This is a genomic window from Paucibacter sediminis, assembly GCF_030254645.1.
GTDB lineage: Bacteria > Pseudomonadota > Gammaproteobacteria > Burkholderiales > Burkholderiaceae_C > Paucibacter_B > Paucibacter_B sediminis.
This window is the reverse complement of record NZ_CP116346.1, coordinates 1,569,672-1,588,684: the sequence shown is the minus strand read 5'-3', so window position 1 is coordinate 1,588,684 and position 19,013 is coordinate 1,569,672. Positions and strand designations below refer to the sequence as shown.

Annotated in this window: 19 protein-coding genes; 12 read left to right on the top strand and 7 right to left on the bottom strand. The window is 70.5% G+C overall.

Annotation, left to right across the window (positions count from 1 at the left end):
* Nucleotides 1-4: 4 nt before the first annotated feature.
* The 4 genes from PFX98_RS07120 to PFX98_RS07105 all read right to left on the bottom strand — a co-directional run bounded on the left by PFX98_RS07120 (nucleotide 5) and on the right by PFX98_RS07105 (nucleotide 2,587).
* A complete protein-coding gene (locus PFX98_RS07120) occupies nucleotides 5-388 on the bottom strand; it encodes a hypothetical protein (protein WP_285234487.1) in 384 nt (127 codons plus the stop codon).
* 59 nt (nucleotides 389-447) lie between these two features.
* Entirely contained in the window at nucleotides 448-813 is a 366-nt protein-coding gene (locus PFX98_RS07115) for a hypothetical protein (protein WP_285234486.1), read from the bottom strand.
* Between the two features lie 63 nt (nucleotides 814-876).
* Complete coding sequence (locus tag PFX98_RS07110; protein WP_285234485.1) at nucleotides 877-1,269, bottom strand: VOC family protein; 393 nt, start codon at nucleotides 1,267-1,269, stop codon at nucleotides 877-879.
* Between the two features lie 85 nt (nucleotides 1,270-1,354).
* Nucleotides 1,355-2,587 (bottom strand): citrate synthase, encoded by a 1,233-nt coding sequence (locus PFX98_RS07105; RefSeq protein WP_285234484.1) that lies wholly within the window; start codon nucleotides 2,585-2,587, stop codon nucleotides 1,355-1,357.
* A gap of 77 nt (nucleotides 2,588-2,664) precedes the next feature.
* Here PFX98_RS07105 and PFX98_RS07100 point away from each other — a divergent pair, with 77 nt between their 5' ends.
* On the top strand, nucleotides 2,665-4,863 hold the full coding sequence (locus PFX98_RS07100) for a TonB-dependent receptor plug domain-containing protein (protein ID WP_285234483.1): 2,199 nt from the start codon (nucleotides 2,665-2,667) through the stop codon (nucleotides 4,861-4,863).
* On the opposite strand, the gene PFX98_RS07095 is transcribed toward PFX98_RS07100, so the two are convergent.
* Nucleotides 4,860-5,993: a phage tail sheath family protein gene (locus tag PFX98_RS07095; RefSeq protein WP_285234482.1), complete on the bottom strand. Its 1,134-nt coding sequence runs from the start codon at nucleotides 5,991-5,993 to the stop codon at nucleotides 4,860-4,862. The genes PFX98_RS07100 and PFX98_RS07095 overlap by 4 nt on opposite strands.
* A 33-nt stretch (nucleotides 5,994-6,026) precedes the next feature.
* Nucleotides 6,027-6,611, bottom strand: a complete 585-nt coding sequence (locus tag PFX98_RS07090) for a DUF2242 domain-containing protein (protein WP_285234481.1) — start codon at nucleotides 6,609-6,611, stop codon at nucleotides 6,027-6,029.
* Nucleotides 6,612-6,688: 77 nt separating this feature from the next.
* Here PFX98_RS07090 and PFX98_RS07085 point away from each other — a divergent pair, with 77 nt between their 5' ends.
* The 8 genes from PFX98_RS07085 (at nucleotide 6,689) to PFX98_RS07050 (ending at nucleotide 14,396) form a co-directional block, all read left to right on the top strand.
* Complete coding sequence (locus tag PFX98_RS07085; protein ID WP_285234480.1) at nucleotides 6,689-8,539, top strand: DUF885 domain-containing protein; 1,851 nt, start codon at nucleotides 6,689-6,691, stop codon at nucleotides 8,537-8,539.
* Between the two features lie 103 nt (nucleotides 8,540-8,642).
* Nucleotides 8,643-10,874 carry a hypothetical protein gene (locus tag PFX98_RS07080; protein WP_285234479.1) on the top strand — a complete coding sequence of 744 codons (2,232 nt, stop codon included), beginning with the start codon at nucleotides 8,643-8,645 and terminating at the stop codon, nucleotides 10,872-10,874.
* 61 nt (nucleotides 10,875-10,935) lie between these two features.
* On the top strand, nucleotides 10,936-11,769 hold the full coding sequence (locus tag PFX98_RS07075; protein WP_285234478.1) for an SDR family oxidoreductase: 834 nt from the start codon (nucleotides 10,936-10,938) through the stop codon (nucleotides 11,767-11,769).
* Nucleotides 11,770-11,812: 43 nt separating this feature from the next.
* A complete protein-coding gene (locus tag PFX98_RS07070) occupies nucleotides 11,813-12,151 on the top strand; it encodes a hypothetical protein (protein WP_285234477.1) in 339 nt (112 codons plus the stop codon).
* A 90-nt stretch (nucleotides 12,152-12,241) separates the two neighbouring features.
* Nucleotides 12,242-13,060, top strand: coding sequence for a class I SAM-dependent methyltransferase (locus PFX98_RS07065; protein WP_285234476.1), 819 nt, complete (start codon nucleotides 12,242-12,244; stop codon nucleotides 13,058-13,060).
* A gap of 62 nt (nucleotides 13,061-13,122) precedes the next feature.
* On the top strand, nucleotides 13,123-13,596 hold the full coding sequence (locus PFX98_RS07060; RefSeq protein WP_285234475.1) for a hypothetical protein: 474 nt from the start codon (nucleotides 13,123-13,125) through the stop codon (nucleotides 13,594-13,596).
* Nucleotides 13,597-13,635: 39 nt separating this feature from the next.
* Nucleotides 13,636-14,031, top strand: coding sequence for a VOC family protein (locus tag PFX98_RS07055; RefSeq protein WP_285234474.1), 396 nt, complete (start codon nucleotides 13,636-13,638; stop codon nucleotides 14,029-14,031).
* Nucleotides 14,032-14,042: 11 nt separating this feature from the next.
* A complete protein-coding gene (locus PFX98_RS07050; protein ID WP_285234473.1) occupies nucleotides 14,043-14,396 on the top strand; it encodes a hypothetical protein in 354 nt (117 codons plus the stop codon).
* On the opposite strand, the gene PFX98_RS07045 is transcribed toward PFX98_RS07050, so the two are convergent.
* Entirely contained in the window at nucleotides 14,393-15,787 is a 1,395-nt protein-coding gene (locus PFX98_RS07045; RefSeq protein ID WP_285234472.1) for a peptide MFS transporter, read from the bottom strand. The two genes, PFX98_RS07050 and PFX98_RS07045, sit on opposite strands and share 4 nt — an antisense overlap.
* 126 nt (nucleotides 15,788-15,913) lie before the next feature.
* Between PFX98_RS07045 and PFX98_RS07040 the strand changes: the two genes are divergently transcribed.
* From PFX98_RS07040 to PFX98_RS07030, 3 genes are all read left to right on the top strand, one after another.
* Complete coding sequence (locus PFX98_RS07040; RefSeq protein ID WP_285234471.1) at nucleotides 15,914-16,834, top strand: class I SAM-dependent methyltransferase; 921 nt, start codon at nucleotides 15,914-15,916, stop codon at nucleotides 16,832-16,834.
* A gap of 92 nt (nucleotides 16,835-16,926) precedes the next feature.
* Nucleotides 16,927-17,517 carry a LysE family translocator gene (locus PFX98_RS07035; RefSeq protein ID WP_285234470.1) on the top strand — a complete coding sequence of 197 codons (591 nt, stop codon included), beginning with the start codon at nucleotides 16,927-16,929 and terminating at the stop codon, nucleotides 17,515-17,517.
* Nucleotides 17,518-17,527: 10 nt separating this feature from the next.
* A complete protein-coding gene (locus tag PFX98_RS07030; RefSeq protein ID WP_285234469.1) occupies nucleotides 17,528-18,970 on the top strand; it encodes an aminotransferase-like domain-containing protein in 1,443 nt (480 codons plus the stop codon).
* Nucleotides 18,971-19,013 lie beyond the last annotated feature (43 nt).

Sequence of the window (19,013 nt, the reverse complement as noted above, 5' to 3'; positions counted from 1 at the left end):
CGCCTTAGCCGCACTGTGCATCGATGGCGATCGGCCCATACAGCTTCTGTGCGCCGGCGAAGCCGCCGACCTGCCTGACATACACCTGCTTCCGAGAGGCATGGAGCGCAAGCCAGTAGGCGTAGCCGTCATTGACAACGGGGCCCGTGGCCGGCAGCAGGGTAACCGCCGCCAGCTCGGATTCAGCAGGCAGCGTTGGCGTAAGTGCGAACGCGCCCTTGACGCCCAGGCTCGTGAAGCAGCTTGCCAGGCGCTTGGACACGGACGCGACCAGCTCACGATCGGATTGCGACGTGGGCTCCTTCAACTGGGCATGTGCGCAGGGAGATGTGACAGCCATCGCGGCAAGTGCAAGGCTGACTATTCCGACTCGAAAGGCAATCAGCATGGATAGACACCTAGTATTTGAAAGGAGCGTCTCTGGCAGTTTTGCACATGCGCGCGGCCCTACTGCCCTTGCAAGCCCGGCGTTTGAACCCAGCGCAGCAACGCGAAAACAATGCCAAGCGCATAGAGCGCGCCGAACACCAGCTTGTTGTGCCTGGCCAGCCACTCGGGCAGAAAGATGTCGAAGTTCGCGCGCCGGTCGCTGGTGTAGCGTGCCGCCACGGAGGTGAGCGGGCAGCGCATCTTGTTGAAAGCCAGCACCGCAACTTCAAGCGCGACCACGCCGATCAGCGCCGCCGCAGTGAGGTGGTGGCCCCGCCACGAGGCCAGGGGAATGGCGACGATGCAGCCGGCAAAGAAGGCCCAAACCACGCTGTGGAGCAGCTTGATGGCGAACAGTCTTGAGGCGTCGCGTGTGGCCGGCATTGGTTCTCAAGGCTTGCGAAGAAAGGCCTCGCGCCGCTTGGGCGCAGGGGGCGGCTTAGCGGCTCACTTGGGCCGATGGAGTGCGCAGAGCTTGTTGCCATCCGGGTCCCTGACGTAGGCCAGGTACAAGGGCCCCATCGGGCCCTCCCGCAGCCCCGGAGCATCCTCCACCGAAATGCCGCCATGAGCCACGGCCGCGTCGTGGAAGGCCTTGACCTGCTCCGGCGAGTCGCAGCTGAAGCCAATCGTTCCGCCATTCGCGAAGGTGGCGGCCTCGTCATTGATGGGCTCGCTGACGCAGAAGGTGGCGCCGGCATGGCGATAGAACAGGCGTGCGTGCCCCGTCTTTGCGGTGTTGCGTATCGGCTCGCCTGCGCCGAGGACGCCCAACACGGCGTCGTAGAAGCGCTTGGACCGTTCAATATCGTTCGATCCAATCATGATGTGGCTGAACATGCGGGGTCTCCAGAGTGATCGGGTTGACAAGCCGTTGGCGAGATGGCGGCAGGCGTTTGTACCGCGAAACATGCCGCCCAGGCTCTCAGGGCCCGACATAGCGCGAGCGTGCCACCAGGCGCTCGCCACTGCGGCGCTGTTCCAGCACATGGGCCAGGATGCCGACGCAGCGGCCGGCCATCAGCAGGGCCGCAGCGGCTTCGGGCGGCGCAGCCAGGGCGCGGCGCAGCGCCACCAGGCCGAAGTCCAGCGCCGGCTTGGCGCCGGTGAGGCGCTCGGCCAGGCGCGCGATCGGCGGCAATTTTTCCTTCGCATGCTGGGAGGCGAGCTTGAGCAGCAGCGTGGCGCGCGGGTCGCCGGCCGGATAGTCGTAATGGTTGAAGCCGGGCAGGGCCTCGCCGCGGTCCAGCCTGGCCCGCAGCGCGGTCTCCAGATGCGGCGCCGCCAGCAACTCGTCCCACAACGCCTCCACCTGGGCGCAGGAGCCGCCGTTGAACTGCGCCGGCAGATTGCACAGCGCGCCCAGCAGCGCCGCGCCCAGGCCCGCGCCCACCGAGGCGAGGCCGCGCGCGCTGAAGCTGACCCAGTTCATCTGGTGGTCGGCGCAGAGCACCAGGGCCTGGCGCAGCGCGTCTTCGGCGGCCCTGCTGTTGCTGCCGGTGCGCAGGCCCCAGGCGTCCGCAAACTGGGTGGCGATGGGGGCGGCCTGCGGCGGCTGGCACAGAAAGCAGGCCACCGCCGCGCGCAGCTGTTCGCCGCAGGCCTGCGCCAGCGCCGGCCCCTCCGGCAGCCAGGCCGGGGCGCGCAGCTGGGTGTTGGCATGGGCGAACAGCGCCAGCGTGCGCTCGCTCAGCGGCTGGGCGTGCAACTCGCGCGTCAGGCGCTGCCAGGCGGTGTTCAGGCGCGGTGCCGGGCTCGCGAACGGGTCGGCCGCCTCGAACTGCCAGAGCCGCCGCGCCACGTCCTCCACCGAGGCGCTGCGTGCCAGCGCCAGCACCGGCTCGCCGCGGTACACCGGCGCGCCGTCGACGATGCCGGTGAGCGCGGTCTCCAGCACCGGCCAATGGCCTTGCAGCGCCGCCTTGGCCTGCGGCTCCACGCGCCGGCCGCGCTGCTTGCGCCGCTGCAGCTGCTCCACCTCGAAGCTGGAATAGCGCCGTGCCCGTGGGTCCGCCGGGTCGGCCACCGCCTGCAGCAGGCCGCGGCTCACATAGGCATACAGCGTGGGCTTGCTGATGCCCAGGCGCTGCACCACCTGGTCGGAATTGAGCAGGGTGACGGGGCTGCGCAGGGGGATCGCGGGGCTGGTCTTGGCCATAGGTTGATCGAACCGATCAAGATTGATTGATGCGCATTGTGCTTGTCTAATCGCCGGCCTTGATGAGGAGCGATCGAGTGAAGACGAGGGAGAAGAAGGTCGGCGCGGCCCTGCTGTGGGCCGCGCCCCTGCTGGCCTGCGCCCAGGCGCAGCCGGCCGATGCCGGCAAGGCACAGCTGGAGCGGGTGCAGGTGCAGGGAGAGGCGAGCGCCCAGGCGCTGCGGCGCGAATCGGTGGGTGCCCTGGTGGTGCTGGGGCGCGAGGACCTGCTGCGCCATGGCGATACCCGCCTCACCGACGCGCTGCAGCGCATGCCGGGCCTGAGCGTGGTGAACAACGGCCCGCGCGGCGCGGAGATCCGCATGTCGGGGCTGGGCGGCGGCTATACGCAGATCCTGCTGAATGGCGAGCCGGTGCCGCCCGGCTTTGCGCTGGAGAGCCTCTCGCCCGAGCTGATCGAGCGCGTGGAGGTCTCACGCGCCGCCTCGGTGGCGCAGAGCAACCAGGCGATCGCGGGCAGCGTCAACATCGTGTTGCGGCGCGTGCCGCGCAGCGCGCAGCGCGAGCTCAAGCTGGGCCTCGCCAGCCAGTTCGACCGGCCCAGCGCCAACGCCGACCTGCAGCTGGGCGACCGCGCCGGCGCGCTGGCCTGGGGCCTGGCCCTGGGGGTCTCGAGCGACAAGCTGGTCTGGCCGATGGCGCTGCGGCAGCAGGTGCGCCAGGCCTCCAACGATGGGCAGGGCCAGCTCATCCAGGCCTATGCCACCGACAAGCGCGAGTTCGATCATTCCTACCGGCTGACGCTGGCGCCGCGCGCCAGCTGGACGCTCGCGCCCGACGAGAGCCTGGGCACCGACCATCTGCTGCGCCTGTTCCGTTCGCGCGGCGGCGCGCTGGACCGGCGCAGCAGCGAGTTCGGCGCACCGCCCCAGCAGGCGCGCAACGACCTGCTCATCGCCGCCCATGGCTACAGCCTGCGCAGCCGCTTCAACTGGCAGCGCAAGCAGGAGGACGGCCAGCAATGGGAGCTGAAGCTGGGGCTGACGCGCAACCAGCGCGATTCGCACGCCGACTTCGACGGCTATGACTTCGACGGCCGCTGGATCCGCGATGCCGAGGTGCTGTCGCTGGCGGTGGATCAGGGCCTGAGCCTGGCCGGGCGCTGGCGCCGGCCGGCCGGCGAGGCGCACCAGCTCAGCCTGGGCTGGGACGGCGAACAAAGCCAGCGCGACGAAGACCGCCTGCAGCGCGAGCAGCCTCTGCCCGGCGGCCTGCCGGTGGAAAACCTCGACGAGGTCTACCAGGCGCGGGTGCGCCGCCTGGCCCTGTTCGTGCAGGACGAATGGGAGCTCTCGCCCCAATGGCAGGCCACCCTGGGCCTGCGCTGGGAGGGCCTGCACCAGCGCAGCGAGGGCAATGTGTTCGAGGGCGTGACGAGCCGCGCCAGCGTGCTCAGCCCGGTGGCCCAGCTGCTGTGGAAGCTGCCCGCGAGCCGCGACCAGCTGCGCCTGGGCCTGGCGCGCAGCTACAAGGCCCCCACGCCGCGCGAGCTGATGCCGCGCCGCTTCGTGGCCAACAACAACAGCCCCACCACGCCCGATCTGCAGGGCAATCCGGCGCTGCGGCCCGAGCTGGCCTGGAGCCTGGACCTGGGCTGGAGCCATCCGCTCGGGGCCACCGGCAAGGCCGGCCAGCTGGGCGCGAACGCCTATGCCAAGCGCATCGAAAACGTGGTGGTCGAAGACCTGCTGCAAGCAGTCAACGGCGCCTGGGTGCAGACGCGCGCCAACCGCGGCCGCGCCGTGCTGCAGGGCATCGAGCTGGAGGCGCGCCTGGCGGTGCAGCAGCTCTGGCCCGCGCTGCCGGCGCTGGACCTGCGCGCCAACCTGGCCTTCAACCGCTCGCGCCTGGCGGCCGTGCCCGGGCCCGACAACCGGCTGGCGCAGCAGACGCCCGCCAGCCTGAACCTGGGTCTGGACCACCGCGTCGCCGGCACGGCGCTGAGCTGGGGTGGCAATCTGAACCTGCAGGCGGGCGGGCCGCAGCGCCAGGCCGAGACGCGCTTCATCGATCTGCCGAGCAAGCGTGTGCTGGACCTCTACGCGCTGTGGAAGGAGCCGGCCGGCGGCGGCCAGTGGCGCGCCAGCCTGAGCCATCTGCTGCACGCCGACGAGCTGACGCAGCGCCGCGTGCTGGTGCAAGGCAGCGAGCACCGGCTGGACGACCGCTGGCGCAGCGGCATGACGGCAAGGCTGCAGTACGAGCGGCCGCTTTAGGCGGCGGCCAGCTGCAGTGCAAAACGCAGCACGATGAACTCGGCCGGCCGCAGCAGGGCCAGGCCCAGCTCGACGATCAGGCGGCCGGCGGCGAGATCGGCCGCTGTCATGGTCTGGTTGAGGCCGCAGCGCACGTAGAAGGCCTGCTCGGGCTTGGCTCCCTGCAGCGCGCCCTGGCGCCACAGCAGGGTCAGGAAATTCTCGGCCATGGCCACCAGCCGCGTCCAGGTGGAGGCCTCGTTGGGCTCGAACACGGCCCATTGGCTGCCGGCCTGCAGGCTCGCCAGCACCAGGCTGCACAGGCGCCGCACCGGCACATAGCGCCATTCGTTGTCGTTGCCGGCCAGGGCGCGGGCGCCCCAGATCAGGCAGCCGCGGCCGCTGAAGCTGCGGATCAGGTTGATCGAGCGGCCCCCCGCCGCATCGATGTTGAAGGCCTGCTGGTCGCGGTCGCTGAAGGCCAGCAGCGGCGCGCTGACCTGCTGCAGCGCGACATTGGCCGGGGCCTTCCAGACGCCGCGCTGCTGGTCGGTGCTGGCGTAGGCGCCGGCCACCGCGGCGCTGGGCGGCAAGGCCAGGCCGGGCGCGAAGGCGCTGCGCACAAAGGGCGCATAGGCCGCGCCGAACATCAGGTGCTGGCTGCCGAACAGCGCGCGCTGGGCGGCCAGGTCGGCGCGGCTCTGGCCGCCGTCGTAGAGATCCAGGATGGCAAAGCGGTTGGCGCTGGCCGCGCATTGCGCCAGCATGGCCTGCACCAGCTGGGCATAGTCGGGGCGTGGCAGGCTGCAGGCCTCGGGGCAGACCAGCAGGGTCACCGCGGCCTGCGTGGCCAGCGTATCCAGGCCTGCGCGCAGGGCCGCCAGCGTCGGCGCGGCCGGGCCCACCGAACTCACCACGCAGGCAGCGCCGCCATTCGCATAGAAGAGCTGTAGCGCGGCGTGCAGCAGGGCCGGCGCGCCGCCGAACAGCTGCTCGAATTCCAGCAGGGATCGCACGGCCTGCGGCTGCAGCAGCGGCCCGCGCTCGGTGCAGCCAAAGAAGCCGACCACGGCGCTGTCCGGCGCGCTCACCGAGGCCGGGAAGGGCCGGATCTCTTCCAGATAGACGCCAGGAGTTCGGTAGGTGGCCATGGCTTGAACTCCTGCTGTGCCGGGCCGGCCCGGCTATTGCGGCTGATCCGCCGCCTGCTCGCGCAACATGCGCTGCATCAGCGCGAAGTAGCGGTCGTAGAAGGCGCCGGCGGGAATGGTCTCGGAGGCGATCTTGACGAGCGAATCCTGCGAGGACGAGAGCGGCACCGAGATCGAGCCCAGCGCGCTCACGCCGATGCTGGTGGCGTTGGCGCTCTTCTTGATGACGTAGCGGTCCTGCTGGGCCGAGACAAAGGCGGTGGCGATCTGGCTGTTGCGGCCGTCGGGCACGCACACCACATTGAAGGAGATCTCCACATGCTCCTCGCCATCGGGCTGGAAGCGCTTGGCGCCCATCACCATGCCGGTATTGGCATTGGTGATCACATAGCCCTGGCTCAGCAGGGCGCGGCGCGCGGCCTCGCAGGTCTCGCCCACGCCGGCGTCGAACAGGCGCGAGAAGGTCTCGTCGGCCTGGAATTTCTCGTTCTGGTAGACCGAGGGCTTGGGCGGGCTCTTCAGCGGCGAGCTCAGGCCACAGCCGGCCAACAGCGCGGCACTGAGGGCCACGTAGCAGGCGGGCAGCAGGGCACGCAGGGCGGGAGGATTCATCAGCATTGCCGGCATTATGTCGTCTTGAAAATGCGCGTCCGCCGGCCATGCACAATGCGCCGGATTCATCAGCGAGCCCGCCCATGACCACCCACACCACCCGCCGCCTCCCCATGCTCACCCGCTGCGCGCTTGCCAGCCTGTTGACCCTGGGGGCCTGGCTGCCCGTGCCGGCCCTGGCGGCAGCGGCGCCGCCGGCCGCGAAGCTGCAGCAGACGCGGCAGGTGCCCGCCGCCTTCGATGCCGAGGTGGATGCCTTTCTGAAGGCCTATTGGGCGCTGCTGCCCGAGGCCGCGGTGGCGGCCGGCGAATACGCCGCCGCGGCGCGCCTGCCCGCGCCCACGGCGGCCAACCGCCAGGCCCAGCTGCGCTTCAGCGAGGCCTGGCTGCAGCGCCTGGCGCGCCTGGACCGCGCGCGGCTCACGCCCGCCCAGCAGGGTGATCTGGCGCTGCTGCAGAACCATTTGCGCGGCAGCATCTGGTCGCTGCGCGAGTTCCGCAGCTGGCAATGGGACCCCTCCGAGTACAACGTCGCCGGCGCCTTTGGCGAGCTGCTCAACAAGGACTTCGCGCCGCTGCCGCGGCGCCTCGCCCTGATCGAGCGCCGCCTGCAGCAGGTGCCGGCCTATTACCGCGCCGCGCTGGCCCAGTTGCAGGAGCCCAGCCCCGAGCATCTGCGTCTGGCGATCCAGCAGAGCGAGGGCGCGCTGGCCACCTTTGCCACCGAGATCCCGCAGGCCCTGCAGCAGGCGCAGCAGCAAGCGCAGCTGCCCGCCGCGGCGGCGCAGCGCCTGGCGCGCCACAACGCCGCGGCCGAGCGCGCGCTGCAGGCCTATATCGCCGCGCTGAAGGCCCTGGACGCGCGCCAGACCGCCGCCGGCACGGGGCGCAGCTTCCGCATCGGCCAGGCCGCTTTCGAGGCCAAGTTCGGCTACGACATCCAGGCCGGCGTCGATGCGCGCGGCCTCTACGAGCGCGCGCTGCAGCACAAGGAGGCGCTGCACCAGCGCATGAGCGAGCTGTCCGATCGGCTCTGGCCCGGCCTGTTCGGCGACGCCGCCAAGCCCGCCGAGCGCCTGGACAAGATCGCCCGCGTGATTGAGAAGCTCAGCGCGAACCATGTCAGCCCGGCCGGCTATGTGGACGAGATCAAGGCGCAGATCCCGGCGCTGGCGAAGTTCGTCGAGCAGCATGATCTGCTGGCGCTGGACCCGACGCGCCCGCTGCAGGTGCGCGAGACGCCCGCCTATATGCGCGGCGTGGCCGGCGCCTCGATCAGCGCGCCCGGCCCGCTGGACCCGCAGGGCGCGACCTATTACAACGTCGACCCGCTGGACAAGTACACGCCCGCGGAGGCCGAGAGCTATCTGCGCGAGTACAACCACTGGGTGCTGCAGATCCTCAGCATCCACGAGGCCATCCCCGGCCATTACCTGCAGCTGCTGCACGCCAACAAATCGCCCTCCAAGGTCAAGGCCCTGTTTGGCAATGGCGCGATGGTGGAGGGCTGGGCGGTCTATGGCGAGCGCATGATGATGGAGGCCGGCTGGGGCGATATGGACGGCCAGCCCAGCCCCGAGATGTGGCTGATGTACTCGAAGTGGAATCTGCGCACCGTCTGCAACGCCATCCTCGACTACCGCACCCATGTGCTGGGCCAGGGCCAGGCCGAGGCCGAGGCGCTGCTGGAGCGCGAGGCCTTCCAGTCCAAGACCGAGGCGAGCGAGAAATGGCACCGCGCCCAGGTCACCGCGGTGCAGCTGAGCAGCTACTTTGCCGGCTACTCGGAAATCATGGCGCTGCGCGAGCAGCTCAAGGCGCAGCGCGGCGCCGCCTTCTCGCTGAAGGACTTCCACACCGAGTTCCTCAGCCATGGCAGCGCGCCGGTGAAGATGGTCAGCGAGCTGATGCAGCAGCAGGGCAAGCGGCGCTGACGCTCCTAGGGGGTGGGCCCCCCGCGCGGGTGCAATGTGTGTGACATTGCGGAACGTCCCGCCGCGCTTCCGGCGGCGGCGCACCCGACCGGGGAGAGCAGCTATGCAAGGCCCATGTTCACGCCGCCGCCCACGCCGCCGCACCGGACTTGCCGCCGCGCTGCTGCTTGCCCTGATCGGCCTGGCGCCAGCGACGCAGGCGGTGGAAACCAAGCAGAGCGGCGACTGGTTCGATGCCGCCACCTGGACGCCCAGCATGCCCGGCGGCGCCGATGCCGCCACCATCAAGGCGGGCCATACCGTCACGGTGCAGCAGGCCGGCGCGGGCGCGCGCTTCGCGTTCGTCTACGGTTCGCTCGAGCTCTCCTCGGTGGGGCCGCCGGCGACGCTTTCGGTGGAGGCCCTCTATGCGAGCGGGGCGGCCGGGCAGGTCTGGCTCAGCAAGGGCGCGCGCCTCACCAGCGGCAGCGTGACGCTGAATGGCAGCGCTGGCGGGCCCGGGCTGGTGAGCATCGATGGCGGGCCCGGGCTGGTGAGCATCGATGGCGCGGCCACGCTGGACGGCAGCCGCGCCAGCTGGGCCAACGCGCTGGGCTTCGACGTGGGCGTGGGTGACGGCGTCTACAACGGCACCGTGCTGCTCACCAACGACGCCAGGATCGGCTCGCGCGACACCACGGTGGGTGGCAGCGACGGCGTGGGCCTGGTGGACATCAAGCACTCGAGCTGGGTCAACAGCAACAGCTTCGTGGTCGGCAGCGCCGGGCTGGCGACGCTCTACCTGCACGACCATGCCCTCGTCAGCGATGTGACCGGCGTGATCGGCGCCGGCTCGAGCTACTACCTGAGCAGGAATGCGCTGCTGGGCAACGCCATCGTCGACAACAGCAGCTGGACCCATACGGGCGACTTCATCATCGGCGGCTATGGCAAGGCGCAGCTCAGCGCGCTCAACGGCGCCCTCATCAGCAGCCAGAACGCCTATATCGGCCGCGAGGCCAGCGCCATCGCCAACGCCACCCTGGACGGCGCCAGCTGGAGCAATGGCGGTGCCTTCTTCGTGGGCTACAACGGCGACGGCACGCTGCTCATCAAGAGTGCCGCCAGCCTGAGCAGCGTGGCGCTGGACATCGGCGCCTCCAAGCTCGGCAAGGGCCTGGTGACGGTGGACGGCACGACGCTGGCCCTGAGCCAGGGCCTGGTCGTCGGCAACGGCCTGGCGGGCCTGACGGGCGACCTTTACGACGGCCACGCCAGCGGCCAGCTCAATATCCGCAATGGCGCGCGCGTCAGCAGCGCCTGGGGCGAGATCGGCAAATGGTTCGGCGCCAGCGGCACGGTGGAGGTGAAGGGCGCCGACGCCGGCGGCCTGCCCGCCAGCTGGATCACCGGCCCGCTCTATATCGGCGAGCGCGGCAGCGGCACGCTGCGCATCGCCGGCGGCGGCCTGGTGCAAAGCGCCAAGACCTATCTGGGCCAGGGCCTGGCGGGCGGCGGCGCGCTCTACCTGGACGGCACCGCCGCCGCGCGCGGCGTGCTGGAAACCGAGCAGATCGTGCGCGCCAACGGCAGCATCGTCTTCGACGGCGGCGTGCTGCGCGCCAGCGTCAACCAGCCGAGCTTTCTGCTCAATGTGGCGGGCGTGGTGGTGCAGGCCGGCGGCGCCCATCTCGACAGCAATGGCCACAACCTGGGCGTGAACACCACGCTGAGCGGCGCGGGCGGCCTGCACAAGCTGGGCCAGGGCACGCTGGACCTGCAGGGCCTGGCCTTCTTGGCCAGCGTCTCGACGGTGGAGGCCGGCCGCCTGCTCGTCAACGGCAGCTTCACGGGTGACGTGGAGGTGCAGGCCGGCGCCATCCTGGGCGGCAGCGGCAGCATTGCCGGCGCCGTGCATGTGCTGGCCGGTGGCGTGCTCGCGCCCGGCAACAGCCCGGGCACCCTGGCCGTGCACGGGACGGTGAGCCTGGACCCGCTCGGCGCGCTGCAGATCGAGCTGGGCCCCCAGAGCGACCTGCTGCTGGTGCAGGGCGATCTGGTGCTGAGCGGGGTGATCAACTTCAGCGGCGACGCGGCCTTTTTTGCGGCCGGCAGCCTGCCCAGCTTCCTGGCCTATAGCGGCAGCCTGGACCACCAGGGTTTGCGCATCGGCAGCCTGCCGGACGGCGTGGACCGCAACGCCTTCGTGCTGGACTTCAGCAAGCCCGGCCTGGTGGGCGTGGCGGCGGCCGTGCCCGAGCCGGCCAGCGCGGCGATGCTGCTGGGCGGGCTGATGTTGCTGCTGCTGCCGCGGGCGCGCCGGCGCTTGCCGCGCGGCTGGGCGCCCGCGCCCTGAACTGGTGTACCGTCGGCCTCGCGCCCGGCGCGGGCCGGATCGGACACCAGGAGACGCAAGCATGTTGAACCTCAAGGGCAAGACCATCTTCATCACCGGCGCCTCGCGCGGCATTGGCCTGGCGGTGGCCAAGCGCGCCGCGGCGGACGGCGCCAACATCGTCATCGCGGCCAAGACCGTCGAGGCCAACCCCAAGCTGCCCGGCACCATCCACAGCGCCGCGGCCGAGATCGAGGCCGCCGGGGGTCAGGCCTTGCCGCTGCAATGCGACATCCGCGAAGAGGCCAGCGTGCTGGCCGCGGTGGCGGAGGCGGTGGCGCGCTTCGGCGGCATCGACATCCTCGTCAACAATGCCAGCGCCATCAGCCTCACGCCCACCGCGGCCACGCCGATGAAGCGCTTCGACCTGATGTTCGGCGTCAACGTGCGCGGCACCTACCTCTGCACCCAGGCCTGCCTGGCCGAGCTGACGAAGAGCGCCAAGGCGGGCCGCAACCCCCATGTGCTGAACATGTCGCCGCCGCTGAACATGAAGGAACATTGGTTTGCCAACCATGTGGCCTACACCATGGCCAAGTACGGCATGAGCGAATGCACGCTGGGCCATGCGGGCGAGTTCCGGCCGCTGGGCATAGGCGTCAACTCGCTGTGGCCGCGCACCCCGATCGCCACCGCGGCGCTGCAGATGATCCCGGGCGTGGACACCGCGCTGTGCCGCAAGCCCGAGATCATGGCCGATGCCGCCCACCTGGTGCTCACCAGCGATGCGCGCAGCACCACCGGCAACTTCTTCATCGACGAGGATCTGCTGCGTCAGCACGGCATCACCGAGCTGGACCGCTACAGCGTCAAGCCGGGCACGACGAACTTCCTGCCGGACTTCTTCGTGGACTGAACACGGCCCGGCTGCCGGCGCAGCGGCGAGAATCGGCCCTGCCATGAGCCGCCGGCCCCGCGAACGCCATCATCATCACGTCTACGTCGTGCAGCTGTCCGACCGCGTCTGGAACGAGCCCGCCTTCCGCAAGGCCAACCCGGCGCACGATATCTGCAAGCCCTGCGTCTACGTGGGTATGACCGGGCTGGATCCCGATCTGCGCTTCGATCGCCACATGGCCGGCGTGCAAGCGAACCGCTTCGTGCTGAAGTACGGCGTGCGTCTGCTGCCCGAGCTCTACGAGTGCTACAACCCCATGCCCTACGAGGCCGCCCGCGACATGGAGGTCGAGCTTGCCATCGGCCTGCGCGAGGCGGGTTACGGGGTGTGGCAGGCATAGCCCGCGGGGGCGCTGCTGCGGGCCGCATACGCCGATATGCGGGCAAGGTTGATGAAGATAGCGTGAGCGCTGCGGCGTATAAGCCCGCTGATGAACCCAGCCCAGACCGATCGCCTGTTTGCCGGCTCCATTCCGCAGCTCTACGAGCAATACCTGGTGCCGCTGATCTTCGAGCCCTATGCCGCCGACATGGCCGAGCGCGTCGCCGCGCTGCAGCCGGCGCGCGTGCTCGAGGTCGCCGCCGGCACCGGGGTGCTGACGCGCAAGCTGGCGGCGCGCCTGCCGCCCGAGGCGGCCGTGGTGGCGAGCGACCTGAATGCGCCGATGCTGGAGCATGCAGCCGCCATCGGCACGGCGCGGCCGGTGCAGTGGCGGCAGGCCGACGCGATGAGCCTGCCCTTCCCCGACGCCTCTTTCGATGTGGTGGTGTGCCAGTTCGGCGTGATGTTCTTTCCCGACCGGGCCGTCGCGATGGCGGAGGCGCGCCGTGTGCTGCGGCCCGGCGGGGCCTTCCTCTTCAGCGCCTGGGACGCCATCGAGCACAACGAGTTTGCTGCTGTCGTGATCCGCGCGCTGGCGGCGCTGTTTCCCGAACGGCCACCGCAGTTTCTGCTGCGCTTGCCGCATGGCTACCACGACCGGGCGCAGATGGCCGCCGACCTGGCACGCGCCGGCTTCGCGGCGCCGGCGCGCTTCCACACCCTCGGCTTCGTGAGCCGCGCGGCATCGCCGCGCCTGCCGGCCCTGGCCTACTGCCAGGGCACGCCACTGCGCAGCGAGATCGAAGCCATCGACCCCGCCCGGCTCGTGCCCGCGACCGAGGCCGCCGAGGCCGCGCTCGCCGCGGCCTTCGGCAGCGGCGCGGTGCAGGGGCGCATCCAGGCCTGTGTGGTGGCGGTGTCGCGCTGATTGCCCGAGGTGAACAATGGCACTGGTCAGGCCTGTCGGCGCATCGTGAGAATCGCTCGCTCATGAACGCTGCGCATCTTTACGCCGTGCTGCTGGGTGGGTCGATCGCCGGCGCGCTGGACATCCTGTTTGCGATTTCCTTTGCCGCCTACCAGGGTGCCACGCCCGTGCGCCTGCTGCAGACCGTGGCCAGTGGCCTGCTCGGCAGCGCCGCGTTTGCCGGCGGCCTGCCGGTCGCCGCCCTGGGTCTGGCGCTGCACTTTGCGATCTCGCTGCTCTGGGCGGGCCTGTTCCTCGCGCTGGCGCTGCGCCTGCCGGCGCTGACGCTGCATCCGCTGCTTGCGGGCGTCCTGTTCGGTGCCATGATCTTCCTGGCCATGCGGCTGCTGGTGCTGCCGCTGTCGGCCTTCCCCTATCCGGTCAGCTTCAAGCCGCTCGCCACCGTGCTGGACCTGCTGTCCCATATGCTGCTGTTCGGCGTGCCGATCGCCTGGGCCGCACAGCGGGCCTTGCTCGTTGCGACCGCAAAGGCCTGAATCACCCCGCAACGCCCACCTCGCCCCGCTTGTTCAGCCATGTTTTCACACATCTTCGTCGGCGTGAGTGACTTCGAGCGCGCGCTCGCCTTCTACCGGCCGCTGATGGCCGCGCTTGGCATCCAGGCGCGCTTCTGCGATGCCGGCCGGCCATGGGCGGGCTGGCAATCGAGCCCCGATCCGCGCCCGCTGTTCCTGATCGGCCAGCCCTACGACCGCGCGCCCCATCATGCCGGCAACGGTCAGATGGTGGCCCTGCTGGCCGCCAGCCGGGCGCTGGTGGGTGCGGCCCATGCGGCGGCCCTGGCCCATGGCGGCACGGACGAGGGCGCCCCGGGCCTGCGGCCCGAGTATCACGAGCATTACTACGGCGCCTATTTCCGCGATCCCGATGGCAACAAGCTCTGCGTGGTCTGCCATGCGGCCGAAGCCTAGACTCTGCAGCCATGAACAGATCCGAAACCTTCGCCAAACGCGTGTTCTTCTGGGCCGCCGTCTACGGCATCGTCATGCTGGCGCCGCAGTATTTTCTGGAGGGCCAGCTGGGGCGGGACTTCCCGCCGCCCATCACCCACCCGGAGCATTTCTACGGCTTCATCGGCCTGGCGATTGCCAGGCAGCCCACGCGGCTGCGCCCGGTGATGCTGGCCGCCGTGCTCGAGAAGTTCTCGTTCGCGGCCTCCAGCTTCGCCCTGCTGGCGGCCGCGCGTGCGCCGCTGCCGCTGGGCATCTTCGCGGCCATCGACGTGCTGCTGGGCACGCTGTTCCTGCTTGCCTACCGCAGGCTTGCTGACAGTTAGGCTGCCGCGTCGTCCGGCGCCAGCACCTTGCCGAACAGCAGCTTCACCATCAGCAACAGCAGACCCGCGGCCGCCACCAGCGCCGCATGCAGGGCCCAGAACTGGCCGCCGGGCAGCTCGTCCAGCAGGCCGGCCAGCCAGCCGACGAAGGAGTTGCCGACGAACAGGTGCAGGTAGTAGATGCCGATCAGCAGGCCTTCCAGGCGGCGCGGTGCGGCGCGCGAGTACAGCGCCAGGCCCACCGGCATGATGTTGGCAAAGCCGAGGTTGTTGAGCAGGGTGTAGCCCACGGTCCAGGCGAAGCTGACCTTCTCGCCGGTGGCCGCGATATGACCGGCCGCCAGGATCAGCAGCGCCGGGGCCGCCGCGCTGACCAGGCAGCCCAGCGCCATCTTGGTGATCTCGTCGGGCTCGCGGCGGCGCGTGGACCACCAGCGCCAGAAGGCCAGCGAGGCCACCATGGTGGCGGTGCTGAAGAAGGCGTCCACCGCCTGCAGCCAGGTCACCGGCACCTGCCAGCCCAGCAGCACCAGGTCCATATGCCGTTGCGACCACAGCGGAAAGGCGTTGTTGTACTGCTGGTTGCCCACCACCGAGAGCACCAGCACCGGGATCAGCGCGATCAGCAGCAGCAGGCGGGCGAGCTCCTGGCGGCTCATGCGCGGCCTGGCCTGGCCGGCCAGCTCTGCCTTCGCGGCAGCGCCGCGCGCGGCCTCGGCCGGCAGCCAGCGCCGCCCCAGCAGATAGACCACCAGGCCGATCAGCATGCCTACGCCGGCGGCGCCAAAGCCCCAGTGCCAGGCCACCTTCTCGCCCAGCGTGCCGCACACGATGGGGGCCAGGATCACCGCGATCTGCACCGCCAGCATGAAGATCTGGAAGGCGCTGGCGCGGCGCTTGTCGCCGGGTGCATAGAGCGCGCCCACCTGGGCCGCGATATTGCCCTTGAAGCAGCCCACCCCCACCAGCAGGCAGGCCAGGGCGGCCAGGAAGCTGGCCTCGAAGGCCATCAGGAAATGGCCCAGCGCCATCAGGCTGGCGCCCATCACCACGGTCTTGGTGCGGCCCAGCCAGCGGTCGGCCAGCAGGCCGCCGAACAGCGGCGTCAGGTAGACCAGGCCGGCGTAGAGGCCGAACACCACCGAGGCCAGCTGCTGCGGCGAACGCGGGCCGGTGACGCCTTCGATGAAGGCGCGCAGCGTCTCGATGCCGGCCACCTGGCCGATGTGTTCGGGCAGGAACAGGTAGTTGCTGAGGTAGAGCACCAGCAGGGCCTGCATGCCGTAGTAGGAGAAGCGCTCCCACAGCTCGCAGAAGGCCAGCCAGCCCAGGCCGGCGGGATGGCCGAAGAAGGCGCGGTCGCCGGGCAGGGGGGTGGCGGGCGCTGCCATGGGGGCAAGGTCGAGGGTGGAAGCGGAGGACACGGGCGGGCCTTGGACGGGCGTTGGGAACAAGCCGCGACTGTCGGCGAAACTGCCGGCGCTGACAATCCGTGTTGACCCATCAACGCCGCCCCCATGCAAGCCCTGCTCTCCGCCATCGCCACCATGGCCCTGCCCACCGAGGCCCAGCGCATCTTCCACGGCCGCGGCGGCCTGCATGCCGGCTGCGAGCAATGGGCGCTGGACGCATTCCCGCCGGTATTCCTGCTTACCAGCTTCGCGCCCGCCAGCGCGGCCGAGCTGGCGGCCGTGCAGGCGGCGCTGGCGGCGCGCTGGCAAGACCTGGCCCCGGGCCAGGCGCTCAACTGGGTCTACCAATGCCGGCACGAGGGCCAGGCCGAGACGCGCCTGATGGCCGGCAGCGTGCCTGCGCCGCATGTGGTGAGCGAGCAGGGCCTGCGCTACCTGGTGCATGTGCTCAAGGGCCAGAACCACGGCCTCTTTCTCGACATGGCCGAGGGCCGGCGCTGGGTGGGCGAGCAGGTGGCCGCCCGCCCGGGCGCCAAGGTGCTGAACCTGTTCGCCTACAGCTGCGCGTTCTCGGTGGTGGCGCTGCGGGCGGGCGCGCGCCAGGTGCTGAACATGGACATGAGCGCCGGCGCGCTGGCGATCGGCCAGCGCAACCACCAGCTCAACGGGCTGGCCGCGGGCGCCAGCTTCCTGGCCCACGATATCTTCAACTCCTGGGGCAAGATCACGCGCGGCGGCCCCTACCAGCTCGTCATCCTCGACCCGCCCAGCCACCAGAAGGGCAGCTTCGTCGCCAGCAAGGACTACGCGCGCCTGATGCGCCGCCTGCCCGAGCTGCTGGCGCCGGGCGGCCAGGCCCTGCTGTGCCTCAACACGCCCAAGCTGGGCATGGCCTTCCTGCAGGAGCAGATGCAGGCGCTGGCGCCCGAGCTGGTGTTCCGGCAGCGCCTGGCCAACCCCGCGGCCTTTGCCGACATCTCGGCCGAGCGCGCGCTCAAGGTGCTGGTGTATCAGGCGCCGGGCTGATACAGCAGCGCGCCGTGCGGGCGCGCTTGTCTCTTGGTGCGGCGGCGGGCCCCTCTTAGGCTTTGCGGACCTTGAACCAGGAGTCCGCGCCGATGTCTGAACTGCTGCCCTTGATGACCTACTGCTTCGTGATGTCCAGCACCCCGGGGCCCAACAACGTCATGCTCACCACCTCGGGCGCCAACTTCGGCTACCGCGGCGCGCTGCCGCAGATCCTGGGCATCAATATCGGCGTGGCGCTGCAGACCTTGGTCTGCTGCCTGGGCCTGGGCAGGCTGTTCGCCAGCGCACCGCTGCTGCAGGACGGGCTGCGCATCGCGGGCGCGCTCTACCTGATCGTGCTGGCCTGGAAGCTCAGCGGCGCCGGCGGCATCGTCAGCAGCGGTGCTGCGCCCCGGCCGGCCAGCTTCTGGCAGGGCCTGATGTTCCAGGCGGTGAATCCGAAGAGCTGGGTCAAGGCGGTGACGATCGCCTCGGTCTTCATGCCCGCCGGCCTCGGCCCGCTGCAGGGCGGCCTGGTGGCGGCGCTGCTGGGCTCGGTGATCGGCTTTCCCTGCAGCTCCAGCTGGGCCCTGTTCGGTGTGGCGATCCGGCGCTGGCTGGACGACCCGCGCAAGCGCCGCGTCTTCAACCTGAGCATGGGCGGCACGCTGCTGGTGCTGGCGATCAAGTTCCTGGCCTAGACTGGTCGCGATGTTCTCCATCGACCGCAACTCCCCCACCCCGCTGGCCGATCAGATCGAGGCACGCCTGCGCGGCCTGATGCTGGACGGCCAGCTGCCGGCCGGTGCCAGGCTGATGTCGATACGGCAGCTGGCGGCGCAGCTGGCGGTTAGCCCCAACACCGTGGTGGCGGCCTACGACCGGCTCGCCGCCGCGGGCCTGATCGACAGCCAGGGCACGGCGGGCTATTTCGTCAATGCCGGGGTGGCCGCGGTGCTGCCCGATGCCGCGGCGCTGGAGGCGGGTGAGGAGCAGGAGCCCGTGTGGCTGGCCCAGCAGGCCAACGACCAGCGTGCCGGCCTGCTGCTGGCCAGCAGCGGCGCCCTGCCCGCCAGCTGGCTGCAGGACGCCGTGCCGGCCAGCACGCTGACGCGCGCGCTGGCGCGCAGCCCCGCCGGCATGGCCACGCGCTGCCCGCCCCAGGGCCTGCCCGAGCTGCGCGAGCGCATCGCCATGCTGCTGCGCAGCCAGGGCATCGCGGCGGATGCCGGCCGCGTGCTCACCACCTTCGGCGGCACCCATGCGATCGACCTGATCTGCCGCGCCCTGCTGCAGCCCGGCGATACCGTGCTGGTGGAGAACCCCGGCTACTTCCTGATGTTCGGCCGCCTGCGCGAGCTGGGCCTGCGCCTGCTGCCGATCACGCGCCGCCCCGATGGCATCGATCTGGACGAGCTCGAGACCGCCTGCCGCGTGCACAAGCCGCGCCTGCTCTTCGTCCAGACCACCCTGCACAACCCCACCGGCTGGGGCAGCAGCCCGGCCAATCTGCACCGCCTGCTGATGCTGGCCCAGCGCCATGGCCTGCTGATCGCCGAGGACGATGTGCAGGGCCATTTCCACCCCGGCCACCCGACCCGGCTGGCCGCGCTCTCGGGGCTGGACCGGGTGATCTACTACTCCAGCTTCTGCAAGGCGGTGAGCCCGGCGCTGCGGGTGGGCTATATGGCCGCCGAGCCCGCGCTGCTGCGCGCACTGCTGCGCGAGAAGATCTACCAGGTGCTGACCACCGCCGCGCTCAACGAGCTGGTGTTCCTGGAGCTGCTCGCCGCGGGCCGCTGGCGCAAGCATCTGGAGCGCCTGCAGCGCAAGCTCATCACGGCGCGCAACAGCTGCCTGAGGCAGCTGGGCGAGGCCGGCATGCAGATCGACACGCCCAGCGAGGGCGGCCTGTTCCTGTGGGCCGCGCTGCCGCCGGGGGTGGATGTCGAGACGCTGGTGCAGGACGCCTACCGCAACCAGATCCTGCTGGTGCGCGGTGCCACCTTCATGGCCGACGGCGCGGGCGATCCGCACCTGCGCTTCAATGTGGCGCAGAGCCAGCAGCCGCGCCTGGCCAGCTATCTGCGCGAGCGCATCGCGGCGGTGACGGGCGCGCAGCAGGCGCTGGCGCGGGTGGTGGCCAGGCCTTGAGGCAGGGCAAGGCCCGGCCTCGGGCGCGGCTCACAATCGGGCC